This is a genomic window from Microbacter sp. GSS18 (assembly GCA_029319145.1).
GTDB lineage: Bacteria > Actinomycetota > Actinomycetes > Actinomycetales > Microbacteriaceae > Microbacterium.
In genome coordinates, this window is sequence record CP119753.1 from 243,347 (window position 1) to 266,151 (window position 22,805).

Genomic DNA, 22,805 nt, shown 5'->3' on the forward strand with positions numbered 1-22,805 from the left:
CGGCGACGAGTGTTCGTCCGGACATGACGCGCATCGGAACCAGTGACCTCGACATCCTCCCCCTCTCGCTCGGCGGCAACGTCTTCGGCTGGACCGCCGACGCCGACACCTCGTTCCGGATCCTCGATTCGTTCGTCGCCGGCGGCGGCGACTTCATCGACACCGCCGACTCCTACAGCGCGTGGGCCCCGGGCAACGCCGGCGGCGAGAGCGAGTCGATCATCGGCGAGTGGCTGCGGACCCGCCGTCCCGAGGGCGTCGTCGTGGCGACGAAGGTGAGCGCGCACCCGCAGTTCCGAGGCCTGTCGGCGACGAACGTGCGCGCCGCGGCCGAGGCGTCGCTGACGCGCCTGGGTGTCGACGCCATCGACCTCTACTACGCGCACTTCGACGACGAGACGGTTCCGCTCGAGGAGACCGTCGCCGCGTTCGACGGGCTCGTGCGCGACGGGCTGGTGCGGTATCCGGCCGTGTCGAACTACAGCGCCGACCGCATCCGCGAGTGGATCCGCATCGCGGACGAGATGGGCGCGATGCGTCCCGTGGCCGTGCAGCCGCACTACAACCTCGTCCACCGGAACGACGTCGAGGAGCACATCCTCCCCGTCGCGGAGGAGTTCGGTATGTCGACGGTGCCGTACTACGCGCTCGCGAGCGGCTTCCTCACCGGCAAGTACCGCGCGGCCGACGCGGTCGGCGACGGCTCACCGCGCGCCGGCGGCGCGGCGAAGTACGCCACCGAGCAGGGTCTGCGGATCATCGACGCGCTGGAGCGGATCGGCGACGCTCACGGCGTCTCGATCACCTCGACGGCGCTGGCGTGGCTGCGGGCGCAGCCCACCGTCGCCGCTCCCATCGCGAGCGCATCCAGGACCGAGCAGGTCGCCGATCTGCTCGCCGGTGCGCGCGTCGAGCTCGCGGCGGACGAAGTCGCCGAACTCGACCGCGTGTCGGAGTGGGTGCCCGCGGGCGCCTGAGCGTCGGAAGCCCTGCCGGGGTGCCTCAGCGCGGCACCGCGGTCGGGATCTCGCCGCGCATCCCGGTGTGGATCGCGTAGGCGTTCTTCACCGCGGATTCGATGGCGCCCTCGATCCACCTGCGGGCACGGCGGTCGCACGCGTCGTTCGCGAACCACATCCGCTCGACCGGGCGCACCAGGTCGTCGTAGGTCTCGCCGCTCATCTCGTACGGGCGGAACAGCGGTCCGATCCCGCCCGCGTACGGATCGAGCGCCCAGTCGTGCGACACACCGAACTCGAAGGTGTCCCGCGCCTCGGGGTGGATCTTGACGAGGTGGTCGAGGGCATCCGAGATGCGCGCCTCCTCCGTCAGCATGCTGTAGGCCATGCTGTCCTGCCCCCAGCCGTACGACGCGATCAGCACGCCCTTGTCGATGTCGTGGTTCTGGCCCGCGGGCGTGTAGACGACGTTGCGGATCGGCAGGTCGGTCACCGTGAGCCCGTGGGTGATCGCGTAGTCGTCCTCCCACCACCGTCGGCTGAACTGCATGAAGATCTTGTGCGCCCGGCCGTAGTAGCTGTTGCGCATCGCCGCCCGCTTCTGCACGTCGACACCCTGGAGATCGAGGTGGCGCAGCAGGATGAGCGGAACCGTGACGATGCACTCGTCGCCCGAGACGATGTGCTGATCGCCGACGCCGTCGCGGAATCGTACCCGCACCCCGTCGGCGTCCTGCATGACGGCGCGCACCTCGGCGCCCAGCCGCGTGCGGTCCAGCAGCTGCGGCGCGAAGGCGTTCGCGAGAGTGTCGGCTCCGTCGACGATGTAGTCCAGATGGCCGAAGACGTCCTCGTGGTACTGGGCGAACCACTCCACGAGCGAGAAATGGAAGCGTCCCTCGATGTTCAGCAGCGGCCCGAGCAGCGCTCGCGCCTGTCTGCTGACGCCGCGTTCGACGAGGAAGCTCAGCAGCGAGTATCGGTCGTAGTCGTCGATGATCCTCTGCCATCCGCCGGGCTGGTCGATGAGCTCGATCAGCGGCTGCATCGCGTCCTCGAGGATGTCGGCGGGCTGCTTCCCGCGCTCGTGCTCGGGGAGGTCGAACTCGAAGCTGTCGAGGGCGAAATCGCTGCGACGCACTTTCCTGCCGTTGAGGAAGATGAAGGTGTCGCCGTTGTCCATCGGGAAAGGCTTCGTCTGCAGCCCGAACCGCTCGGTGATGAGGTGCTGCGCCAGGCGATGCTGCCGAGGAAAGCGCATCGCGCCGAACTCGCCGTACATGCCGCCGGCGAACCCGCGATAGGTGTGGATGCGTCCGCCCAGGCGGTTGCGAGCCTCGAGAATCGTCACGTCATGACCGGCATCCGCCAGCAGCATCCCGGCGGTGAGTCCGGCGATGCCGGCGCCGACGATGATGATCCTCGTGCGCTCCCCGTCGCGGGAAGGCAAGCCCTCCCGCAGGACGGCCAGCGGATCGATCTCGGTCACCATGTCGTCGACCCCGCTCCCTCGCGCACGGCCGGTCCGCCCCGGCCGCTCCCGGTCCCGGCCAACGTATCGCGGCGTGTCGGGGGCGGGAAGGGCCGGGGCATCACCGGCGCGCGTCGAGGGCTCGCGGGCGAGCTCGTCAGCGCGACACGGCGGCGTCGCGCGCGGGCTCGATCATCCGCTCGGGAGACTCCGGGCGGAAGCCGACGAACAGCATGTAGCCGGCGAACCACAGCTCGAAGCCGAAGACCGGCACGGCCAGGATCATCGCGAGCCCGCCCGACTGCCCGACGATGCCGAAGAGCTGACCGAGGTCGCTCAGCAGCACCAGCGTGCCGCCGATCGCCCCGAGGAGCGGGATGCCGGGGAACACGAGGCGCGAGCGCCACAGAAGCCACGAGACGAGGAGGGTGTTGACGGCGATGACGAGCCCCTGGCCGACGAGGAACGACGCCTCGTGCAGCCACGACAGGGCCGGCTCGAGCGCGGGGTCGACCGAAGCCGGGATGGCACCGGTCTGCAGCTGGACGAGCACGATCATCGGCAGCGTCCCGGTGCCGATGATCGCGGCCTCGAGACCGCGCAGCCCCGCGAACGCGGCGGCGCCGACGGGGCCGTACGGGCGCAGGACGCTCAGCAGCACGACGCCGTTGGCGACGCACGCGATCGCCAGCGCGACTTCGAGGGCGATGCCGAGCTGCACGAGTGCGACATCGCCGCCGTCGGCGCCGAGACGGTAAACGATCGCGGCGCCCACGGACGTGACATGGGTGACGAGGTAGAGCAGGCCCGCCGCGAGGGCGAGGGAGCGGAGTCGAGGCATTTCATCCGTTCTGATCGGGTGGGGCATCTCACGAGGATCGACGAAGTATACGGCGTATACCTCACGGGATCAGACTCTAGGTATACGGTGTATACATGTCAAGTCCGGACTCCGCCCGCACGCCGCTGAGCAGGGCCCGCGTCGCGGCCGCCGGTGTCGCCGTCGCCGACCGTCTCGGCCTCGACGGCGCCACGATGCGCCGGCTCGCCGATGAGCTGGGCGTGACGCCGATGGCCCTCTACAAGCACGTCGCCAACCGCGAGGAGCTCGTCGACGCGATGGTCGACCACATCGTCGGCGAGATGATCGAGCCGGGGGTCGATCCGGATGCCGTCCGTGCCGAGGCCTGGAAGAGCGCGCTTCGCGCGCAGATCGTCGCCTCCCGCGCCCTCGTGCTGCGGCATCCGTGGTCGGTCGAGGCGATCGAGACGCGGACGCTGGCGAGCCCCGCCGTGCTGGCCTACATGGACCGCCTCATGCGGATCCTCTTCGCCGGCGGACTGTCGGCCGACCTCGTCCACCACGCGATGCACGCCCTGTCGACGCGCATGTGGGGATTCACGCGCGACGTGCTGCCGACGCCGTCGATGCCCGACGATCCGGCCGAGCGCGCCGCGGCGCTCGTGGGCTTCGCGGAGGCGTATCCCGGGATCGTGCGGATGGCCACGACGGCGCCCCATGCCGGCGCCGAATGCGACGCGGACGCCGAGTTCGCGTTCGCCCTCGACATCCTGCTGGACTCGTTCGAGCGGCTGCACGCCGAGAAGTGGTCCTCGGTCGCGGCGCCCGCCTGAAGGGCGGTAGGGGTCAGGCGGCCTCGCGGGAGGCGCCCGCCGCGAGCCGGTCGCGGGCGTGGGTGTTCGCGCGCCCGACCTCGACGATGCTCGTCGCGGCCCCCAGTCCGAGCGGCGGGGTGGAGACGTACATCGACTCGGCGCGGTCGACGGCGAACGTCTCATGCCAGACGCCGACGGCGCCCGGTGCGCGCCGTGCGAGCCGGTTGAACGCCGCCCACGCCGGCCGGTGCTGCTGGGCCGGGTCGGAGGCGTAGGCGTAGAGCTTGTCGATCGAGGTCCAGTACTGGACGACATGGGGCCCGCCGCGGCCGAAGAGGAGGGTGTAGCCGAGCATTCCCGATTCGGGATCCTCGCTCAGCTCGCGCAGCATGCCGGGCATCGCCAGGAAGACCGGCAGCCACAGATCCGGTCGCCACGGGCGGTTGATCTGCATGCCGATGTGGAAGACGACCAGCTCCCCGTCGTGGTGGTGGGTCCTGCGACCCGGAATGACCTTCGCCATGTCGGCATCCTCTCGATAGCACCACTATCTGTAGTGTCGCTATCCATACTGGATACCGCTACTATCCATGTCAAGGGGTGATCATGCGGATCTCAGAGCTGGCGCACACGACCGGGGTCTCGGTGGCGTCGATCAAGTACTACCTTCGCGAGGGGCTGCTGCCCGAAGGCGTGCGCTCGTCGCCGACGCAGGCCGATTACGGCCCGGCCCACGTGCGACGCCTGGGTGTGATCCGCGCGCTCATGGACTCGGGCGTGAGCATCGCCGGAGCGCGCAAGGTCATCGCGGTGCTCGACGATCCGCCCGAGAGCCCTCACGAGCTTCTCGGCACCGCGCACGCCGCGGTCACGCCGCCCGCCGACGCCGGGATCGACACCGCCGCCGCTGAGGCGCTGATCGCCGGGCTCGGCTGGCGGCCGGGAATGTGCGACGAGGCGACGGTCGCCGCGGTCGCGCGGTCGCTGCAGAACATCGAGCGCGCCGGCTTCGAGATGCCGCCCGCCGTCGTGGCGGAGTACGTCGAGGCGATGCGCCGGATCGCCGATGCAGAGATCGCACATGTGCCGCTGGCCTCGCCCGATGAGGCGGTTCGCTACGTCGTGCTGGGATCGGTGCTCGTGGAGCCGCTGCTGCTCTCGCTGCGACGTGCGGCTGAGCAGATCGCGTCGGCGGAGCGGTTCGACCAGGAGTGAGAAAGCCCTGATGAGGGGTGGATGACAGATGGCGGAGGATAGGGTGTGTGGGTTCATGACATAGGTGACGGGTGATGGGTGACACGTGAGTCGCGTCATCGGCGACAGTCACGTGCATGTCGAAGCATCGGGTCGTGGTGTTGAAGGTCGTCTCGGGCGAGCTGTCGGTCTCGGCCGCGGCCGCGGAGTACGGGATGAGCCGTCAGCATCTGCACCGTCTGCTCGTCCGCTACCGGGAGGGCGGGCTCGATGCGCTCGAGCCGCGGTCGCGGGCCCCGCTGTCCAGCCCGCATCGCACGACCGACCGGGTGCGGGAACGCATCATCGTGCTGCGGCTGAGCCTGTCGGCATCCGGGCTGGATGCCGGACCGGTCACCATCGCCTGGCACCTCACCCAGGAAGGACTGCGGGCACCATCGACCTCCACGATCCGGCGGATCCTGACCGACGCGAACCTGATCACCCCCGAACCACGCAAACGCCCCCGGTCCTCCTACATCCGGTTCGAAGCCGCGCAGCCGAACGAGACCTGGCAATCCGACTTCACACACTGGCGACTCGCGGACGGCACCGACGTCGAGATCCTGAACTGGCTCGACGACCACTCCCGCTGCCTGCTGTCCTGCACCGCGCACATCCCGGTCACCGGCGATGATGTCGTCCACACCTTCCTCACCACCATCGACGTCCACGGCATCCCCGCCTCGACCCTCACCGACAACGGCCGCGTCTACACCGCCCGCTCCGGTGGCGGCCGCAACGCGTTCGAATACGTCCTCCCCGTCCTCGGCGTCCGGCAGAAGAACGGCTCCCCGAACCACCCGCAGACCCAGGGGAAGATCGAACGCTTCCACCAGACCCTGAAACGCTGGCTCGCCCGGCAGCCCGCCCCCACCACGCTCCCCGACCTGCAGCACCAGCTCGACCGGTTCCGCGAGTACTACAACCACCACCGGCCGCACCGCGCCCTCGACGGACACACCCCCGCGACCGCCTACAACGCCACACCGAAAGCCGTTCCCGCCGGCTCCCGAAACCCGGTCCACTACCGGCTCCGCTACGACAAAGTCGGCGACGGCGGCAAGATCAGCTTCCGACGCGCCGGCCGCATGCACCACCTCGGCATCGGAACCAGCCACGCCGGCAAACGCGTCCTCGCCCTCGCCGACGACCACACCATCACCGTCGTCCACCTCGACACCGGCGAGATCATCGCGACCAACACCATCGACCCCACACGCGGCTACTGGCGCAACACACAAAAAGAGCCCGGCCGATGGCCGGGCTCTCTCACTTGATGTCTCCCATGTCGCGACTCAGATGTCATCTATGTCGCGACTCATCACATGGCGGAGGATAGGGGATTCGAACCCCTGAGGGCTTGCACCCAACACGCTTTCCAAGCGTGCGCCATAGGCCACTAGGCGAATCCTCCAGAGCCCGGCGAAGCGGGCCGCAGGACAGTCTACCCGGTCGAACGGGGTGCCCCGGGACCGCGGACGACCGTCCACGCGCGCTGCCAGGGAAAACGCTCACTGTGGAAATGCCCAGGTTGGATCTGATAGGCATGGATAGCTCGCGCTCTCGGGGGAGGGCGAGGACGCCCCCACGTCGTCGACCGAGGAGACACAATGCAGGCTCGCGGCAAGATCATCGGCGCCATCGGCGCACTGGCCGGAATCGCCCTGGCCGTCACGACGGCCATCATGCCCGCCACGGCGGCGAAGCCCCCGCGTGACGGCGGAGGCTCGTCCACCACGCTCTCGGGGGTGACGTGCTCGTCGCTGGACGGCCGCACCGTCACGGCCTCGGGCGTCAGCGAGGTCGTCGGCATGAAGGCCGGCGAGACGCTCCGCGTGACCGTGAGCCCCGCGCTGACCGGCGACGACATCATAATGACCGTCGCCCTGGGCGCAGCGTTCGGATTCTATGAAGCCCCGGCGAAGTCCGGCATCAGCTACACCGCCGGCATCACGGCGAACCACAGCTTCGGCTGGTCGTACGAAGCCGCGGGCACCCGCCCGTCGTCGCTGACGTGGACGTTCTCGTGCTCGTCGGGCGGCAGCGGCGGCGGCGGCTCGACCACCACTCCCGAGCCCAGCGACGCGGACGGCGACGGCGTGGCCGACTCCGCCGACGTCTGCAGCGGCACGTCGCTTCCGGACAGCGTGCGCAAGGCCGCGGGCTCGTACTACGCGAACAAGTCCGGCGTCTTCGTCGACGGCAACGGAGCCCGGTCCGGCTACACGGTGACGGACACCGCGGGCTGCTCGGCCAAGCAGATCGCTGCAGAACTGGGGCTGAAGAAGCCGCAGAGCCGCTACGGCATCTCCCTGACGGTCCTGCGGAACTGGGTCGCATCCCACTGAGGCGACCGCGCGCATCACGCTCGCGGTCTCAACGCCGCCGCTGAGCGGCGGCGGCGTACGCCGTGCCCGGCCGGATCGCCAATGACCGCGGGGCGAGGATCGCGAGCACCCGCTGCGTGAGAGGGACCTGCGCCATCATCGCCGCGCGCACCGTCCGCACCGCGTCGGGGAGGGTGTCGCCCTCCCAGTACTGCGCGCGGGAGGGAGCGTAGGCTGCCCGCTCGATGGCGTCGACCAACCGTCCCATCTGCTCAGCGGGGGCGCCGTGGCGCGCGACGAGGCGCTCGCCGAGCGCGCGCGGCGTCTCGGACGGCGGCACCGGGATGCCCAGATCGATCGCGGCATCCTGCACGAGCGTCCACGCCGCCGCGGCATCGCCGTCGCCGGCCTGCGCCAGCTGACTGCGTCGGCGCACCTCGCGCGCGACCGCCGGCAGAGCCAGCAGCGCAGCGATCAGCAGCACGATGGCGGCGGGCGGCCAGCCCGTGCCGGTCGCGGTGAGGGGACCCGATGCCGCCCCGGTTTCGTCCTGACCCACGTCCCGCGGGTCCTGACCCGCGGTCGGCGTCGGCGAGGCGTTCGCCGGCGTCGACGGCGTCACAGCCGGGTCGCCGGTGAGGGGATCGGTCGGCGCAGCCGAGAAGGCCGTCGGAGAGCCCAGACTGTTCGTGGGCTCGAAGGCCACCCACCCGATGCCGTCGAAGTACACCTCGGGCCATGCGTGCGTGCGGCTGGTCGTGATCGAGTGGACGGTCTCGCCGTCGATCACCTCGGTCGTCGACGACCCCGGCAGGAAGCCCACGACGATGCGGCTGGGCATGTCGAGCGTGCGCGCCATGAGGGCGAACGCCGACGCGAAGTGGATGCAGTAGCCCTCGCGTACCTCGAGGAACTGCGCGATCGCCTCGGCGCCGGAGCCGTCGAAGCCTTCGTCGACCGGTGCCGACAGCGAGTAGCGGAAGTCCGCCCCGCGGAACCACGACTGCAGCGCCTCCAGCCGGTCGTAGTCGGTGAACGCGTCCGCGGTCACCTCGCGCGCCAGCGCTCCGACGACAGCGGGCACGCCGGCGGGCACGGCGGTCGTGTCGTTCGGCAGACCCGGCCACCGCGCGTCCGCGAGCCGGATCTGCTCGAGGGTCGGGCGCGGGACATGCGTGGTCACCTGGTACGTCTCGCCCTGGCTCGAGCCCGCGCGCGCGATCACGGTCCGGTTCCACGGCACCGCCGCCCACTGCCCGGCGAGCCCGTCGACCTGGACGGCGGGGAAGCTCACCGGCAGCCACGTCGACGACAGATTCTCGACCTCGACCGTGGTCACATACTCGTCGACGCGGATGTCCTCATCCACCGACACGTCGCCGAACTCGTTCGGCGCGTCCAGCGGGATGGAGCGCGACACGTCGGGCATCCACACCTCGCCGTCGAAGTCCGACAGCGTCGTGGCGCGCAGATACGGGGGAGTCGGCGCCGAGCTGTGCACGCGCATGATCTCGATCTCGCGCGGACGACGCAGGTCGTCGCCGAGCTCGAGCGACGCGTCCAGGCCCACGCCGGTGCCGAACGGATTGCTGCCGGCGCGGAGCACCGGCTGGGGCAGCGCCGGCGTGATCACGAGGGCGACGACGACGGCGACCACGCCGATGCCCGCCGCCGTCGCCGTCACACCGGCCAGCGGAGGGGTCGCGTCGGCGCCGCGCTCGCGTCGTGCGGGCCCGGGCGTGCGGGACTGCGTCTCGGCGCGCACGAGGAAGAGGATGCACGCCGCCAGCAGCACGAACGCGAGGATGTCGGGCTCCACGGGCACGGCGATCGCGGGGATCAGCGACACCATCACGAGGGCCACGGCGGCCAGCAGCGGCATCCGCGCGGTGATGACGACGTGGTCGACGGCGATCGTGAGAAGCCCCGTCGCGCCGACGATGAGGAACGCCAGCGGAGCGGTCGCCGCCATCGGTGCGATCCCGTGGTAGATCTCCGTCATCGCCGCGTCGATGAGGCCAGGCACCGCCTGCACGGTGGCGACCGTGGGGATGATGCCCAGCAGGGCCGTCCCGCTCAGGAACGCCGTCGTCATGACGACGATCCAGACGGCCGCCTCGGCGAGGCTGACCGCGATGGCCGGCAGTCTCAGTCGGCGCGCGACGAAGCCGGTCGCCAGCAGCGCCGTCATGAGCGCCACTGTTCCCGCCAGCCACGGCCCGGGCGCGACGACCCGCAGCAGCGGCAGCACCGTGACCAGCAGCGCGACCAGGCAGCCGATCGCGAGCGTCAGGTCGCCGCGGCGGGGTGCGCGCGCATCAGCGGACGACATGACCGGCTCCCGCCTGGGCGACCGCCGTCCACGCGTCGGCGATCTCGCCCGGCTGGATCCGCACCGCGTGCCAGCCGTGGGCGGCCGCGCGCTCGAGGGCGTCGCCGCGGGGATCGACCGCGAGCAGGATGGCCGCCGACGCGTGATGGGTCACCGAGGCGATGGCATCCGCATCCGCGGGGTCGAAGCGTCCGACGATCACGACGACCGGGCCGGTGAACGCTCCGGCGAACAGCCTCGCGAGGCGCGGCAGCGCGTCCTCGCGGCGCGCCACGAGCGAGGCGAAGTCGGCGACGAGGTGGTCGACCTCGATGAGGTCGCCGCCCTCGATGGGCTCGGCCAGCAGCCGCCCGTCGCTGTCGGCGACATCGACGGCGAACCCGTCGCGCACGAGTCGCGCGGCGGCCGACACACACGCGGACACGGCGACCTCGAAGCCGGGGTCGGCTCCCGGCGCGAGCTCCGCAGCGGACTCCCACCGCGTGACGCTCCGGTCGAGGACGACCGTCGCCTCGGGGGTCGACTCCTGCTCCTCCTGGCGGACCATGAGCGAATCGTGGTGGGCGCTGGCGCGCCAGTGGATGCGCCGCATCGAGTCGCCCGGCACATAGGTGCGGGGCGTGAGGTTGTCCGACCCCTGTCCGAGCCGTTCGTTGGTGACATGGCGCATGCCGCCGGAGTCGCCGGCCATCACCCGCAAGGACGGGAGCTCGACGACCTCGGGGGCCACGACGACGCGCGTGCGCTCGCCGAGCACGGTGTTGCGCCGCACGAGGCCGAAGGGGTCGAGGACCCGCACCGACAGCGGACCGATCGCGTACACGCCGCGATGGACCCCGCGCACGCGGTACGACAGATCGACGGTGCGCTCGGCGCCTCGAAGCCCGGAGGCGAGCGCGGGGAAGATCCCCTCGGACTCGCCCTCCAGGCCCGGCGGAAGGGCGTCGTGCCAGCGTCCCGTCGCCGTCGGCAGCGCGCTGCGCGCGCCGACCCGCACCGTCACGTCGGCCTCGCGGCCCACCGCGACGACGTCCGGATGCAGCGCCCGCGCGACGCTGTCGGTGCGCTGGGCGATGTAGATCGCCACGAGACTGGTGACGACCACCGTCACGAGCAGCACGCCGAAGTACACCAGCTCCACCAGGCCCAGCTCGCCGGCCGCGACGAAGGCGACCACGGCGAGCAGCAGCGCACCGGTCCCGCGCGGAGTGAACGGCCAGACGCCCGACATGTCAGGACCGTGGGGCGATCGGGACGCGCACCGTCTGCACGATGCGCTCGAGGATCGCCGCGATGTGGTCGCCGGCGCTGCGGCCTCGGCCGGTGCCGGCGGTGCGGGTGGGGATCAGCCGGTGCGCGAACACCGGGGCGATCAGGTCCGTGAGGTCGTCCGGGATGACGAACCCCCGTCCGTCCAGCGCCGCGCGGACCTTGGCGGCGCGCACGAGCTGAAGCGTCGCGCGGGGGCTCGCGCCGAGCCGCAGGTCGGGGTGCTTCCGAGTCGCACGCGCGAGGGCGACGGCGTACTCCTCGATGGCGGGCGCCACGTGGATCTGGCGCGCCCACGCGATGAGGTCCAGCACCTCCTGCGCCGAGACGACCGGGGAGAGCTCGTCGAGCGGATTGGAGGTCTCGCGCTGACGGAGCATGAGCGCCTCGGCCTGGGCGTCGGGGTATCCCATCGACAGGCGCATCATGAAGCGGTCGCGCTGGGCCTCGGGGAGGGCGTAGGTGCCCTCCATCTCGAGCGGGTTCTGGGTGGCGACGACGAGGAACGGCTCGGGGAGGACGTGGCTGCGCCCGTCGACGGTCACCTGACCCTCCTCCATGGCCTCGAGCAGCGCCGACTGCGTCTTGGGCGACGACCGGTTGATCTCGTCGGCGATGACGATGTTGGCGAAGATCGCACCGCTCTTGAACTCGAACTCGCGCTCGACCGGATTGAACACCGACACGCCCGTGACGTCGCCGGGCAGCAGGTCGGGCGTGAACTGGATGCGGCGGACGCTGGCGTCCACCGACGCCGCGAGCGCGCGCGCGAGCATCGTCTTCCCCACGCCCGGCACGTCCTCGATCAGCAGGTGCCCTTCCGCGAGCAGACACACCAGAGCGCCCCGCACCGCGTCGGGCTTGCCGTCGATGACTCTGCCGACGGCGTCGAGGATGCTCTCGGTCCGCTTCAGGAAGCCCTCGGCCGTGACGGCCGCGCTCGCCGTGGCATCTGTCATCGTCGTGTCTGCCAAGGCGACCTCCAGGAGTGCCGTCGGGCGAAAGGAGCCGGTCCGCAGGCGCCCATGCCCGCTCGTCGATCGTAACAACGAGCGGGCCCGCGGGGGCCGCTGCCGTCGTGTTCGCGGCGGCGACGCGCCGGGGGACGTTCGACCCGGATCACTTCGCGCGCCGCGCGGGAAGATGGTGCCATGACCGAGCAGAGTGGACGGTCGCGCGTCGTGATGATCGCCCTGGGGGCGGGGATCGCGCTGGTCGTCATCATCGCCCTCATCGCCGTGTTCGCGCGCAGCGGGCCCGTCGAGTACGCGGCGGACACCCCCGAAGGCGTCGTGCAGCGCTATGCGCAGGCCGTGATCGACGGCGATGTCGACACCGCTCTCGGCTACCTGCCCGAGGATGTCGCCGACCGCTGCCGCACGATTCCGACGCAGTCCGTCAGCCTGCGGCTGACGCTGCTGGACACCACCGAGGGCGACGATTTCGCACGCGTGGACGTGCAGGTCGCCGCCAGCTACGGCTCGGGGATGCTGGGGTCGAGCGAATTCGACTACGAAGCCGAGTTCACCCTCGACAAGGCCGACGGCGAGTGGCTCATCACGCGCGCTCCGTGGGAGTTCGCGGTGTGCGAGGAGGTGGCGTTCTGATGATGGCGGCACCGGGCTCCGCCCAGACCGCGGTGCGGCGCATCCTCGTCTACGCGATCCTCTTCGCGCTCGTCGTCGTGACGGCGGTCGGTCTCACCGGGCTCCTCGAGCGCGCGATCGGCTTCAGCCGCGAACTCGCGTCGGATCAGGCCGGGCTCGCCTTGGCGCTGGCTTTCACGTTCATCGCGGGGCCGCTCGCGGGTGTGCTGTGGTGGTGGCAGCGGCGGCGCCTCACGACCGCCGAGGAGCGCGGCGCCGTGACGTGGTCGCTGTACGTCGCCCTCGCGCTGACGACGTCGCTGGTCATGTTCACCAGCGCCCTCGCCGCGGCGGTCTCCGAGGGCATCGGCGGGGAATGGGAGCCCGAGGCGCTCTCGACGGCGATCGTGTGGGCCGCGGTGTGGGTGCTGCACTGGCTGATGCACCGCAGCCGCACGATCTCGCCGACGCGCCTGCCCACGCTGCCGGTCGTGCTGGGAGCCGCCTACGGGCTCGCGATCATGGCCTTCGGCGCCGTCGACGCGCTGTCGGCCCTCGTCGCGGAGGCGCTGTCGTTCGCCGAGCCGGTGCTGGCGGGCACCTCGGCGTGGATCGTCGTCGTCCTGCAGGCGCTGTCCGGCGCCGTCATCGGCGCGGCGGTGTGGTGGTGGCACTGGTTCCGCGAGCGGGGGAGGGACGCCCCGGGCGCCTTCGCCGGCGTCGTGCTCGTGATCGTCGTGGGAGCCCTCGCGGCCGTGACGCTGTTCGCCGTCGGCAGCATCCTGTTCGTCGTGCTGCGGGTGCTGTTCGACACCGATCCGATGTCGCAGATCCTGGGCGCGCTCGACACCGCGACGGCGGCGGCGCTGGTGGGAGGCGTCCTGTGGGCGTACCACGCCCCGGTGCTCGCGCGCCGTGGCGAACGCACGTCCGACGCCTCGCGTCTGGTGACATCGGCGGTCGCCCTGATCGGAGCCGCGAGCGGCTTCGGGGTCGTCATCAACGCCCTGCTGGCGACCTTCACCTCGACGCTCGTCTACGACGACCCGCGGACGCTCCTCCTGGGCGGGTTGAGCGCGCTCGTCGTCGGGCTCCCGGCGTGGTGGATCGCATGGCGCCCGACGCGCGCCGTCTCGGCGGAGACGGCCGGTGACACGGGACGCCGCGTCTACCTGATCGTCATCTTCGGAGCGAGCGCCGTCGTCGCGATCGTGACGCTGCTGCTGATCGGCTTCCGCGTGTTCGAGTACGTCCTCGACCCCTCGGGGTTCACGGGCTTCGTCGAGCGGGTCCGCGCGCCGTTCGGCCTCCTCGCCGCCACCGTGATCGTCTTCGCCTACCACTTCGCCGTGTGGCGCCGAGATCGCGCCCTCGCCCGCACCGTGGAGCCCGAGGCCGGACCGACGATCGGTCGCATCGTGCTCGTCGGCGCCGCCGACGCCGACGCCCTCGCGACGTATCTGACCGAGCAGACCGGCGTCCGCGTGACGACGTGGCGCGCCGCCGACGACGTCACCGCGGTGGACCCGCAGGCGATGCCCGCCGTGGTGGAGGAGCTGCGCGGCCTGACCGCGCCGCGTGTGCTGGTGGTCGCCGCCGGCGCGCGGGCGCCGACCGTGGTCCCGCTCGCGGACTGACGGAGGTCGCGGCGAGACGCTCCGGTTCGGCGCTCACGCCCATGCGGGTTAGACTGGGGACAGCTCTCCGCGAGGCGGCATCCAGGCCAACTCCCCCAGGACGGAAACGTAGCAAGGGTAACCAGGCTCTGCCGGGTTCGCGGAGAGTCTTACTTTTCCCGGGGATGGCCCCGCGGGTGCGCGGCGATGCACCCGGGCCCGTCGAGGGGGTCGAAGGTCCCGCCCACAGCGGGCGAGCCCGAGTCTAGGCTGGGGCCCGTGGCTCAGAGCATCTTCATCACGTCAGCAGAAGGTCACTCGGGCAAGTCCTCCGTGGCGCTGGGCGTCCTCGCGACGCTCGGCCACGCGACGCCCCGGGTCGGAGTGTTCCGCGCGATCGCGCGGTCCACGATCGAACGCGACTACGTGCTCGAGATGCTCCTCGCCCACGACGGCGTCGACCTCGCCTACGACGACTGCATCGGCGTCAGCTACGACGACGTCCGGCGCGACTCCGAAGCGGCCCTGGCCACCATCGTCGAGCGCTACAAAGCGGTCGAGGCCCAGTGCGACGCGGTCGTCATCCTCGGCAGCGACTACACCGACGTCGGCAGCCCGGCGGAGCTGGCCTACAACGCCCGCATCGCCGCGAACCTCGGGGCGCCGGTCCTGCTCGTGATCGGCGGTCGCGCCGCACAGGGACAGCCCGAACAGCTGGGCGCGACCAAGCCCCGCACACCCGAGGAGATGGGGCAGATCGCCGATCTCGCCCTCGCCGAGATCGCCCACGGCCGCGCCGAGCTGGTCGGCGTCGTCGCGAACCGCGCCGACGGCGACGCGCTCGGGCCGATCATCGCCGCCATCGCCACGTCCGTGCACCACGCCCGCGGGGCATCGGCCGAGGTGCCGGTGTGGGCCATCCCCGAGGACCGCTTCCTGGTCTCACCGTCCATGCGCGATGTGTCGCGATCGGTCGAGGGAGAGCTGATCGCCGGAGACCCCGCGCTGCTCACGCGCGAAGCGCTCAAGGTCGTCATCGCCGGCATGCGCGGGGTCAACGTCCTCCCGCGCCTGGTCGACGGTGCTGTCGTGGTGATCCCCAGCGACCGGTCCGAAGTGCTCCTGGCCGTGCTCATGGCGAACGCGGCGGGCACCTTCCCGTCGATCTCGGGCATCGTGCTCAACGGCGGCTTCGAAGTCCCCGAGCCGGTCACGCGCCTGCTCGAGGGCCTGAGCGCCGGCATCCCGATCATCACCACCGGCTTCGACACGTACGAGACGGCGGTGCGCATCATGAACACGCGCGGTCGCCTCGCGGCCGACTCGCAGCGCCGCTACGACACGGCGCTGAGCCTGTTCGAGAACAACATCGACACCGAGGAGCTCCTGAACGCGCTGGGCGTGGCGCGCGCGACCGTCGTCACGCCGCTGATGTTCCAGTACCAGCTCATCGAGCGCGCCCGCTCGGACCGCCGCCGCATCGTGCTTCCCGAGGGCGGCGACGACCGCGTGCTGCGCGCCGCCGCCACGGTCCTCAAGCGCGGCATCGCCGACCTGGTGATCCTCGGCGAGCCCTTCGAGGTGCGCGCCCGCGCCATCGAGCTCGGCGTCGACATCCAGGCGGCCGAGGTGCTCTCGCCGTTCGACGCCCCCCACGTCCACCGGTTCGCCGAGGAGTACGCGCGGCTGCGCGCGCACAAGGGCGTCACGTTCGAGAAGGCGTCCGACACGGTCACCGACGTGTCCTACTTCGGGACCATGATGGTCCACCTCGGCATGGCCGACGGCATGGTCTCGGGCGCCGCGCACACGACGGCGCACACCATCCGACCCGCCTTCGAGATCATCAAGACCAAGCAGGGCGTCTCGGTCGTCTCGAGCGTGTTCCTGATGGCGCTGGCCGACCGCGTGCTGGTGTACGGCGACTGCGCCGTGATCCCCGATCCCTCGAGCGAGCAGCTGGCCGACATCGCGATCTCGTCCGCCGCGACCGCTCAGCAGTTCGGCATCGAGCCGCGCGTGGCGATGCTGTCGTACTCCACCGGCGAGTCGGGGTCGGGCGCCGACGTCGAGAAGGTCCGCGCGGCGACCGGCTTCGTCCGCGAGCGCGCGCCCGAACTGCTCGTCGAGGGGCCCATCCAGTACGACGCGGCGACGGACGCCGCCGTCGCGGCCGCGAAGATGCCCGGCTCCGACGTCGCCGGGCGCGCGACGGTGTTCATCTTCCCCGACCTGAACACCGGCAACAACACGTACAAGGCCGTCCAGCGCTCCGCCGGCGCTGTCGCCATCGGACCGGTCCTGCAGGGCCTGAACAAGCCGATCAACGACCTGTCGCGCGGCGCGCTGGTCGAAGACATCGTCAACACGATCGCCATCACCGCGATCCAGGCGCAGGGAGAGGCGCAGGCGTGACGGTCGCCGCCATCCCGCCGGTGCGGGAGGACTCCGCATCCGGCGCCGGCTCCAGCCAAGGGAGAGAATCCGCATGACCCCCGTTCTCGTCGTCAACAGCGGCTCGTCGTCGTTCAAGTACCAGCTGATCGACATGGATGCCGAGGCGGTGCTCGCCTCGGGCCTGGTCGAGCGCATCGGCGAGCACCGAGGACGCGCCAAGCACAAGGTGCACGCGGCGGCGCTCGCCGCCTCGCCGGACGCGCCCGCCGCCGTCGACGCGGAGTACGTCCAGGAGCTGCCGATCCGCGACCACGCCGCGGGCTTCCGCGTCATGCTCGAGGCGTTCGCCGAGAACGGCCCGAGCCTCGACGAGCACCCGCCCGCCGCGGTCGGGCACCGCGTCGTGCACGGCGGCGCCCGCTTCTTCGAGCCGACGCTGGTCACGCCGCAGGTCGAGATCAACATCGAGGACCTCAGCCGGCTGGCGCCGCTGCACAACCCCGGCGCCGTGCAGGGCATCCGGGCCGCGCGTGCGGCGTTCCCCGAGCAGGCGCACGTGGCGGTCTTCGACACGGCGTTCCACCAGACGCTGCCGCCGGCGGCGTACACCTACGCGATCGACGGGGAGCTGGCCAAAGCCCACCGCATCCGCAAGTACGGCTTCCACGGCACGTCCCACAAGTTCGTCAGCGAGGCCGCGGCGGCCTTCCTCGGCCGGCCGAACGAGGACCTGCGCCAGATCGTGCTGCACCTGGGCAACGGCGCCTCGATGACCGCGGTCGACGGCGGGCGGTCGATCGACACCTCCATGGGCCTCACTCCGCTCGAGGGGCTGGTGATGGGGACCCGCTCGGGCGACCTCGACCCGGCCGTCCTCATCCAGCTCGCGCGCCGCGCGCGACTGTCGATCGACGACCTCGACAACCTCCTCAACAAGCACAGCGGACTGCTGGGGTTGGCGGGCGTCTCCGACATGCGCGACATCGAGGAGCGCTGCGAGCGCGGCGAACCCGACGCCATGCTGGCCTTCGACGTCTACATCCACCGCATCCGCACGTACCTGGGCGCCTACATCGCGCAGCTCGGCGGCGTCGACGTCATCTCGTTCACCGCCGGCGTCGGCGAGAACTCCGACGTCGTGCGCGCCGCCGCGCTCGAGACACTCGGGTTCGCCGGCGTCGTGCTCGACCCGAAGCGCAACGCCCCGCGCGGTCGCGGCATCCGCGTCATCTCGGCGGACGATTCGCCCGTGACGGTGCTGGTGGTGCCCACGAACGAGGAGCTCGAGATCGCGCGCCAGACCCTGGCGGTCGCGACGGCCTGACCGCGGCGGCCGGGGTGCGGGCAGGGAGCGCCGGCGCCCGTGCTGTCGCGGCCCCGTTGACGGGCCCCGCGAGATCGGCGTAGCGTCCGGAGAACCCCGACCCGACGGGGGAATCGGAGGCGTTCGATGATGACCTTGCACGATTCCGGGGACGTCCGTGCCCCGAGTGGTTCTGCGACCAGGACCGGACGACGCCGGATCGTCGCCCTCGTGGCGTGCGCGATCCTGCTCGCCGCCACGGCCCTGCTCCACCCGGCGAGCGCGTGGGCCGACGGCGACGGCGACGTGGCCTATTGGAGTCTGTTCAATGCGGAGGAGGAGTCGGCGGCGTCGGCGGTGTTCGTGACGTATGTGTCGTTGGACGACATGGTGAACGACGAGAACCGTGTGGGGCTGTTCTTCCCGGACGGCAACGGGTTCGGGCAGAACATCGTGGGTGCGGGCTCTGACGGGTCGACGTTCTGGAGTCTGTTCAATGCGGAGGAGGAGTCGGCGGCGTCGGCGGTGTTCGTGACGTATGGGTCGTTGGACGACATGGTGAACGACGAGAACCGTGTGGGGCTGTTCTTCCCGGACGGCAACGGGTTCGGGCAGAACATCGTGGGTGCGGGCTCTGACGGGTCGACGTTCTGGAGTCTGTTCAATGCGGAGGAGGAGTCGGCGGCGTCGGCGGTGTTCGTGACGTATGGGTCGTTGGACGACATGGTGAACGACGAGAACCGTGTGGGGCTGTTCTTCCCGGACGGCAACGGGTTCGGGCAGAACATCGTGGGTGCGGGCTCTGACGGGTCGACGTTCTGGAGTCTGTTCAATGCGGAGGAGGAGTCGGCGGCGTCGGCGGTGTTCGTGACGTATGGGTCGTTGGACGACATGGTGAACGACGAGAACCGTGTGGGGCTGTTCTTCCCGGACGGCAACGGGTTCGGGCAGAACATCGTCGGCACCGGCGCCGGCGTGCCCCTCTCTGCGATCGACAGCGACGGCGACGGTGTCTCCGACGCGTTCGATCTGTGCCCGGGCACGGTGCTCGGCGAGGCCGACGAGCCGCCGTCGCCGAAGAAGAACCGGTTCTGGGCCGACGACGCCGGCGAGTTCGTCGACGCCACCGGGTCGGCCTCCGGGTGGAGCATCGAGGACACCGCCGGCTGCTCGGCCGCGCAGATCATCGAGGCCGCCGGGCTCGGACAGGGGCACACGCGCTTCGGCATCACGAGGTCGGCACTCGAGCAGTGGGCCGCCTCGGCCGGGTGAGGTCCGGCCGCGCGCGGTACCGGCGGTCCCGTCGCGGCACTACGCTTGCACCACGGCACGATGAGGAGCCGTCCTGTACCCGTCTTCTGCCGACGCCGGAGGTTTCGTGTCCGCTGACGTGATGCCCGACCTGTCCACGTTCGACGCCGTCCTGTTCGATCTGGACGGTGTGCTCACCCCGACCGCCGTGGTGCACATGCACGCGTGGCAGTCGATGTTCGAGGAGCTGTTCGCGCAGTGGGACATCAGCCCCGCGTACACCGAACGGGACTACTTCGACTACCTCGACGGCAAGAAGCGGTACGACGGCGTGGCGAGTCTGCTGCGGTCCCGCGACGTCGAGGTGCCGTGGGGTCACCCGTCGGACCTGCCGTCCGAGGACACCGTGTGCGGCATCGGCAACCGCAAGAACGCCGTCTTCGAGCGCGTGCTGCGCGACGAAGGCATCGCCCCGTACCCGGGCTCGCTCGACCTGCTCGACAAGCTCGCCGCCGCCGGCACGCCCGTCGCGGTCGTCTCCAGCTCGAAGAACGCGCTCGAGGTGCTCGCGTCCGCGGGCATCAGCGACCGCTTCGCGCTCGTGATGGACGGCGTCATCGCCGAGCGCGACAGCCTCGCCAGCAAGCCCGCCCCGGACGTCTTCGTCGAGGCGGCGCGCATGCTCGGCGTGGATCCGGGACGCTCGGCCGCGGTCGAGGACGCGCTCAGCGGCGTCGCGTCGGCGGCCGCGGGCGGTTTCGCGCTCGTCGTCGGCGTCGACCGCGGCGTCGGCGCGCACGTGCTCGAGGACGCCGGCGCGCACCTGGTCGTCGACGATCTCGCCGAGCTCGTGCCCGCCGTGGGAACGGGGGAGCGCGGCGCGTACGGCGCCGCGACCGACGGGGAGGCCACCGCATGATCGATCGCGACCGCTTTCCGGCAGACCCGTGGAAGCTCGTCGAGACGCAGTTCTCGATCGACGACACCGGGGTCACCGAGACCCTGTTCGCCACCGGCAACGGCTACCTGGGCCTGCGCGGCAACCACCCCGAGGGGCGCTACGCGCACGAGCACGGCACGTTCGTCAACGGCTTCCACGAGACGTTCCCGATCCGGCACGCCGAGCGCGCCTACGGCTTCGCCGAGATCGGCCAGACCATCATCAACGCGCCCGACGCCAAGACCATGCGCGTCTACGTCGACGACGAGCCGCTCTCCTTCGACATCGCGGACCTCCCCGAGTACCGGCGCGAGCTGGACTTCCGCGACGGCCTGCTGCGGCGTTCGCTGCGCTGGCGGACGCCGTCGGGCAAGGAGGTGCAGCTCGAGTACGACCGCATGGTGTCCTTCGAGGAGAAGCACCTCGCGATCATGCGCCTGACCGTGACGGTCCTCAACGCGGACGCCCCCGTGACCGTCAGCTGCCAGCTGCTGAACCGCCAGGACGGCGAGGACGTCTACGGCGGCACGCCGACCGCTCCGAAGAAGGCCGGCTTCGATCCGCGCAAGGCCGAGAAGATCTCGGGCGAACGCGTACTCCAGCCGCAGGAGTACTGGCAGGACAAGCTGCGCTCGGCGATGGCGTTCCGCGCGGCAGAGTCGGGCATGACGATCGCGGTCGTCTCGGATCACATCATCGACACCGAGAACGAGTACAACGCGCGCACGCTCATCGAGCAGGACATCGCCAAGAACGTCTTCCGCGTCAACGCCGTCCAGGGCGTGCCGACGACGATCACGAAGCTCGTCAGCTATCACACGTCGCGCGGCGTTCCGGCCCGCGAGCTCGTCGACCGCTGCCGCCGGACCATCGACCGCGCGATGGCCCAGGGCGTCGCATCCCACTACGAGCGTCAGCGCCAGTGGCTCGACGCGTTCTGGGAGCGCTCGGACGTCGAGATCGGCGGACGCCCGGATCTCCAGCAGGCGATCCGCTGGTGCCTGTTCCAGCTCGCGCAGGCCGCTGCGCGCGCCGACGGGTTCGGGGTCCCCGCCAAGGGCGTCACGGGGTCCGGCTACAGCGGGCACTACTTCTGGGACACCGAGATCTACGTGCTGCCGTTCCTGGCGTACACGACGCCGCAGTGGGCCCGAAACGCGCTGCGCATGCGCTACCTGATGCTGCCCGCCGCACGCCGCCGCGCGTTCCAGCTGAACGAGGCCGGGGCGCTGTTCCCGTGGCGCACCATCAACGGCGAGGAGGCCTCGGCGTACTACGCCGCCGGCACCGCGCAGTACCACATCAACGCCGACGTCAGCTTCGCCGTGGCGAAGTACGTCCGCGCCACCGGCGACCAGGACTTCATGTTCCGCGAGGGCATCGACATCGTCGCCGAGACGGCGAGGCTGTGGACGAGTCTCGGCTTCTGGCGCACCGCCGACGGCGTCGAGACCTCGTTCCACATCCACGGCGTCACCGGGCCCGACGAGTACACCACGGTCGTCAACGACAACCTCTTCACCAACGTCATGGCGCGCTTCAACCTGCGCGTCGCCGCGCGCGTCGTGCGCGAGATGGAAGAGGTCGACGCCGACGCGTACCGCGAGATGGTGCTGCGCCTGAACCTCGGCCCCGACGAGGCCGACCGCTGGGAGCGCGCCGCCGAGGCGATGCACATCCCGTTCAGCGAGAACCTCGGCATCCACCCGCAGGACGCGGTGTTCCTCGAGCGCGAGATCTGGGACCTCGAGAACACGCCGCGCGAGCAGCGGCCGCTGCTGCTGCACTTCCACCCGCTGGTGATCTACCGCTACCAGGTGCTCAAGCAGGCGGATGTGGTCCTGGCGCTGTTCCTGCAGGGGAACCACTTCTCGGACGAGGACAAGCTCGCCGACTTCGAGTACTACGATCCGCTGACCACCGGGGACTCCACGCTGTCGGCGGTCGTCCAGGCGATCCTCGCCGCCGAGGTCGGCTACCAGGACCTCGCGCAGAAGTACTTCGAGGAGGCCCTGTTCGTCGACCTCGCCGACCTGCACCACAACGCCGCCGACGGCGTCCACGTCGCGTCGGCGGGCGGCGTGTGGACGGCGCTGGTGTGCGGCTTCGGCGGCATGCGCGACCACTTCGGGGACCTCACGTTCGACCCCCGCCTGCCCGAGTCGTGGCCGTCGCTGCGGTACGTGCTCCACTGGCAGGGGACGCGCCTGGACATCACCGTCGAGCGGACGAAGATGACCTTCGTCGCGGGCGAGGGCGACCCCGTCGCCTTCGACGTGCGGGGCAAGGGCTACGTCGTCGGCGGGGGAGAGACGCTCGTCGTGCCGCTCGACGGTCAGGGCCCCGTGCGGCCGGACCGCCCGACGCTCGGCCAGTTCGCGAACGTGCGCCGCGAGGACGGATCGCTGCTGTCGGCATCCGTGCCCGCCGTCACGACGTCGCTCCCGGTGATCGGGGACGGCGTGACCGACTTCGAGCACGGACTGGACGTGTGACCCCCG

18 protein-coding genes, 1 tRNA gene and 1 other RNA gene are annotated in these 22,805 nt (G+C 70.8%); 13 read left to right on the forward strand and 7 right to left on the reverse strand.

Translation table 11 applies throughout. The annotated features are described in order from the left end of the window. Window positions 1-23 precede the first annotated feature (23 nt). Window positions 24-977, forward strand: a complete 954-nt coding sequence (locus tag P0L94_01140) for an aldo/keto reductase (GenBank protein WES64690.1) — start codon at window positions 24-26, stop codon at window positions 975-977. A 25-nt stretch (window positions 978-1,002) separates the two neighbouring features. On the opposite strand, the gene P0L94_01145 is transcribed toward P0L94_01140, so the two are convergent. Further along, window positions 1,003-2,451 (reverse strand): FAD-dependent oxidoreductase, encoded by a 1,449-nt coding sequence (locus tag P0L94_01145; protein WES64691.1) that lies wholly within the window; start codon window positions 2,449-2,451, stop codon window positions 1,003-1,005. A gap of 136 nt (window positions 2,452-2,587) precedes the next feature. Further along, window positions 2,588-3,271, reverse strand: coding sequence for a DUF4386 domain-containing protein (locus P0L94_01150; protein WES64692.1), 684 nt, complete (start codon window positions 3,269-3,271; stop codon window positions 2,588-2,590). Window positions 3,272-3,366: 95 nt separating this feature from the next. On the opposite strand from P0L94_01150, the gene P0L94_01155 reads away from it, so the two are divergent. Next, window positions 3,367-4,065, forward strand: coding sequence for a TetR/AcrR family transcriptional regulator (locus P0L94_01155; protein ID WES64693.1), 699 nt, complete (start codon window positions 3,367-3,369; stop codon window positions 4,063-4,065). A 13-nt stretch (window positions 4,066-4,078) separates the two neighbouring features. On the opposite strand, the gene P0L94_01160 is transcribed toward P0L94_01155, so the two are convergent. Then, the gene (locus P0L94_01160) at window positions 4,079-4,570 is read right to left on the reverse strand and encodes a DUF4188 domain-containing protein (GenBank protein ID WES64694.1); all 492 of its coding nucleotides are present in this window, start codon (window positions 4,568-4,570) and stop codon (window positions 4,079-4,081) included. Between the two features lie 83 nt (window positions 4,571-4,653). On the opposite strand from P0L94_01160, the gene P0L94_01165 reads away from it, so the two are divergent. Together P0L94_01165 and P0L94_01170 are read left to right on the forward strand one after the other, a co-directional pair. Beyond that, window positions 4,654-5,262 (forward strand): MerR family transcriptional regulator, encoded by a 609-nt coding sequence (locus tag P0L94_01165; protein ID WES64695.1) that lies wholly within the window; start codon window positions 4,654-4,656, stop codon window positions 5,260-5,262. 116 nt (window positions 5,263-5,378) lie between these two features. Beyond that, window positions 5,379-6,560, forward strand: coding sequence for an IS481 family transposase (locus P0L94_01170; protein ID WES64696.1), 1,182 nt, complete (start codon window positions 5,379-5,381; stop codon window positions 6,558-6,560). 49 nt (window positions 6,561-6,609) lie between these two features. Here the strand turns inward: P0L94_01170 and P0L94_01175 are convergent. Further along, window positions 6,610-6,697: transfer RNA gene (locus P0L94_01175), tRNA-Ser, on the reverse strand. Window positions 6,698-6,893: 196 nt separating this feature from the next. On the opposite strand from P0L94_01175, the gene P0L94_01180 reads away from it, so the two are divergent. Next, window positions 6,894-7,631: a hypothetical protein gene (locus tag P0L94_01180; protein WES64697.1), complete on the forward strand. Its 738-nt coding sequence runs from the start codon at window positions 6,894-6,896 to the stop codon at window positions 7,629-7,631. A 28-nt stretch (window positions 7,632-7,659) separates the two neighbouring features. Here P0L94_01180 and P0L94_01185 read toward each other — a convergent pair whose 3' ends face one another. Genes P0L94_01185 through P0L94_01195 form a run of 3 tightly spaced genes read right to left on the reverse strand, consistent with a single transcriptional unit; the run spans window position 7,660 to window position 12,170 of the window. Beyond that, window positions 7,660-9,942, reverse strand: coding sequence for a DUF3488 and transglutaminase-like domain-containing protein (locus tag P0L94_01185; GenBank protein WES64698.1), 2,283 nt, complete (start codon window positions 9,940-9,942; stop codon window positions 7,660-7,662). Next, entirely contained in the window at window positions 9,929-11,173 is a 1,245-nt protein-coding gene (locus P0L94_01190; protein WES64699.1) for a DUF58 domain-containing protein, read from the reverse strand. Before P0L94_01190 ends, P0L94_01185 begins: the two co-directional genes overlap by 14 nt. A gap of 1 nt (window position 11,174) precedes the next feature. Beyond that, a complete protein-coding gene (locus P0L94_01195) occupies window positions 11,175-12,170 on the reverse strand; it encodes a MoxR family ATPase (GenBank protein WES64700.1) in 996 nt (331 codons plus the stop codon). A 192-nt stretch (window positions 12,171-12,362) separates the two neighbouring features. On the opposite strand from P0L94_01195, the gene P0L94_01200 reads away from it, so the two are divergent. The 8 genes from P0L94_01200 to P0L94_01235 all read left to right on the forward strand — a co-directional run bounded on the left by P0L94_01200 (window position 12,363) and on the right by P0L94_01235 (window position 22,799). Beyond that, window positions 12,363-12,818: a hypothetical protein gene (locus P0L94_01200; protein WES64701.1), complete on the forward strand. Its 456-nt coding sequence runs from the start codon at window positions 12,363-12,365 to the stop codon at window positions 12,816-12,818. Continuing rightward, window positions 12,818-14,434, forward strand: a complete 1,617-nt coding sequence (locus tag P0L94_01205) for a DUF5671 domain-containing protein (GenBank protein ID WES64702.1) — start codon at window positions 12,818-12,820, stop codon at window positions 14,432-14,434. Before P0L94_01200 ends, P0L94_01205 begins: the two co-directional genes overlap by 1 nt. Before the next feature lie 58 nt (window positions 14,435-14,492). Next, window positions 14,493-14,589, forward strand: an RNA gene (ffs, locus tag P0L94_01210) — signal recognition particle sRNA small type. A gap of 103 nt (window positions 14,590-14,692) precedes the next feature. After that, complete coding sequence (pta, locus tag P0L94_01215; protein WES64703.1) at window positions 14,693-16,828, forward strand: phosphate acetyltransferase; 2,136 nt, start codon at window positions 14,693-14,695, stop codon at window positions 16,826-16,828. A 73-nt stretch (window positions 16,829-16,901) separates the two neighbouring features. After that, window positions 16,902-18,134: an acetate kinase gene (locus P0L94_01220; GenBank protein WES64704.1), complete on the forward strand. Its 1,233-nt coding sequence runs from the start codon at window positions 16,902-16,904 to the stop codon at window positions 18,132-18,134. A gap of 210 nt (window positions 18,135-18,344) precedes the next feature. Next, window positions 18,345-19,385 carry a hypothetical protein gene (locus P0L94_01225; GenBank protein WES64705.1) on the forward strand — a complete coding sequence of 347 codons (1,041 nt, stop codon included), beginning with the start codon at window positions 18,345-18,347 and terminating at the stop codon, window positions 19,383-19,385. A 106-nt stretch (window positions 19,386-19,491) separates the two neighbouring features. Then, on the forward strand, window positions 19,492-20,283 hold the full coding sequence (locus P0L94_01230; protein WES64706.1) for an HAD-IA family hydrolase: 792 nt from the start codon (window positions 19,492-19,494) through the stop codon (window positions 20,281-20,283). Continuing rightward, window positions 20,280-22,799: a glycosyl hydrolase family 65 protein gene (locus P0L94_01235; GenBank protein ID WES64707.1), complete on the forward strand. Its 2,520-nt coding sequence runs from the start codon at window positions 20,280-20,282 to the stop codon at window positions 22,797-22,799. The genes P0L94_01230 and P0L94_01235 overlap by 4 nt, the downstream gene beginning before the upstream one ends. The last annotated feature ends 6 nt before the right edge of the window (window positions 22,800-22,805 follow it).

Excerpts from the sequence above, each read along its gene's own strand:
- P0L94_01140 (WES64690.1), top strand. The coding sequence starts at position 24 with ATGACGCGCATCGGAACCAGTGACCTCGACATCCTCCCCCTCTCGCTC.
- P0L94_01145 (WES64691.1), bottom strand. The coding sequence starts at position 2,451 with ATGGTGACCGAGATCGATCCGCTGGCCGTCCTGCGGGAGGGCTTGCCT.
- P0L94_01150 (WES64692.1), bottom strand. The coding sequence starts at position 3,271 with ATGCCTCGACTCCGCTCCCTCGCCCTCGCGGCGGGCCTGCTCTACCTC.
- P0L94_01155 (WES64693.1), top strand. The coding sequence starts at position 3,367 with ATGTCAAGTCCGGACTCCGCCCGCACGCCGCTGAGCAGGGCCCGCGTC.
- P0L94_01160 (WES64694.1), bottom strand. The coding sequence starts at position 4,570 with ATGGCGAAGGTCATTCCGGGTCGCAGGACCCACCACCACGACGGGGAG.
- P0L94_01165 (WES64695.1), top strand. The coding sequence starts at position 4,654 with ATGCGGATCTCAGAGCTGGCGCACACGACCGGGGTCTCGGTGGCGTCG.
- P0L94_01170 (WES64696.1), top strand. The coding sequence starts at position 5,379 with ATGTCGAAGCATCGGGTCGTGGTGTTGAAGGTCGTCTCGGGCGAGCTG.
- P0L94_01180 (WES64697.1), top strand. The coding sequence starts at position 6,894 with ATGCAGGCTCGCGGCAAGATCATCGGCGCCATCGGCGCACTGGCCGGA.
- P0L94_01185 (WES64698.1), bottom strand. The coding sequence starts at position 9,942 with ATGTCGTCCGCTGATGCGCGCGCACCCCGCCGCGGCGACCTGACGCTC.
- P0L94_01190 (WES64699.1), bottom strand. The coding sequence starts at position 11,173 with ATGTCGGGCGTCTGGCCGTTCACTCCGCGCGGGACCGGTGCGCTGCTG.
- P0L94_01195 (WES64700.1), bottom strand. The coding sequence starts at position 12,170 with ATGACAGATGCCACGGCGAGCGCGGCCGTCACGGCCGAGGGCTTCCTG.
- P0L94_01200 (WES64701.1), top strand. The coding sequence starts at position 12,363 with ATGACCGAGCAGAGTGGACGGTCGCGCGTCGTGATGATCGCCCTGGGG.
- P0L94_01205 (WES64702.1), top strand. The coding sequence starts at position 12,818 with ATGATGGCGGCACCGGGCTCCGCCCAGACCGCGGTGCGGCGCATCCTC.
- P0L94_01220 (WES64704.1), top strand. The coding sequence starts at position 16,902 with ATGACCCCCGTTCTCGTCGTCAACAGCGGCTCGTCGTCGTTCAAGTAC.
- P0L94_01235 (WES64707.1), top strand. The coding sequence starts at position 20,280 with ATGATCGATCGCGACCGCTTTCCGGCAGACCCGTGGAAGCTCGTCGAG.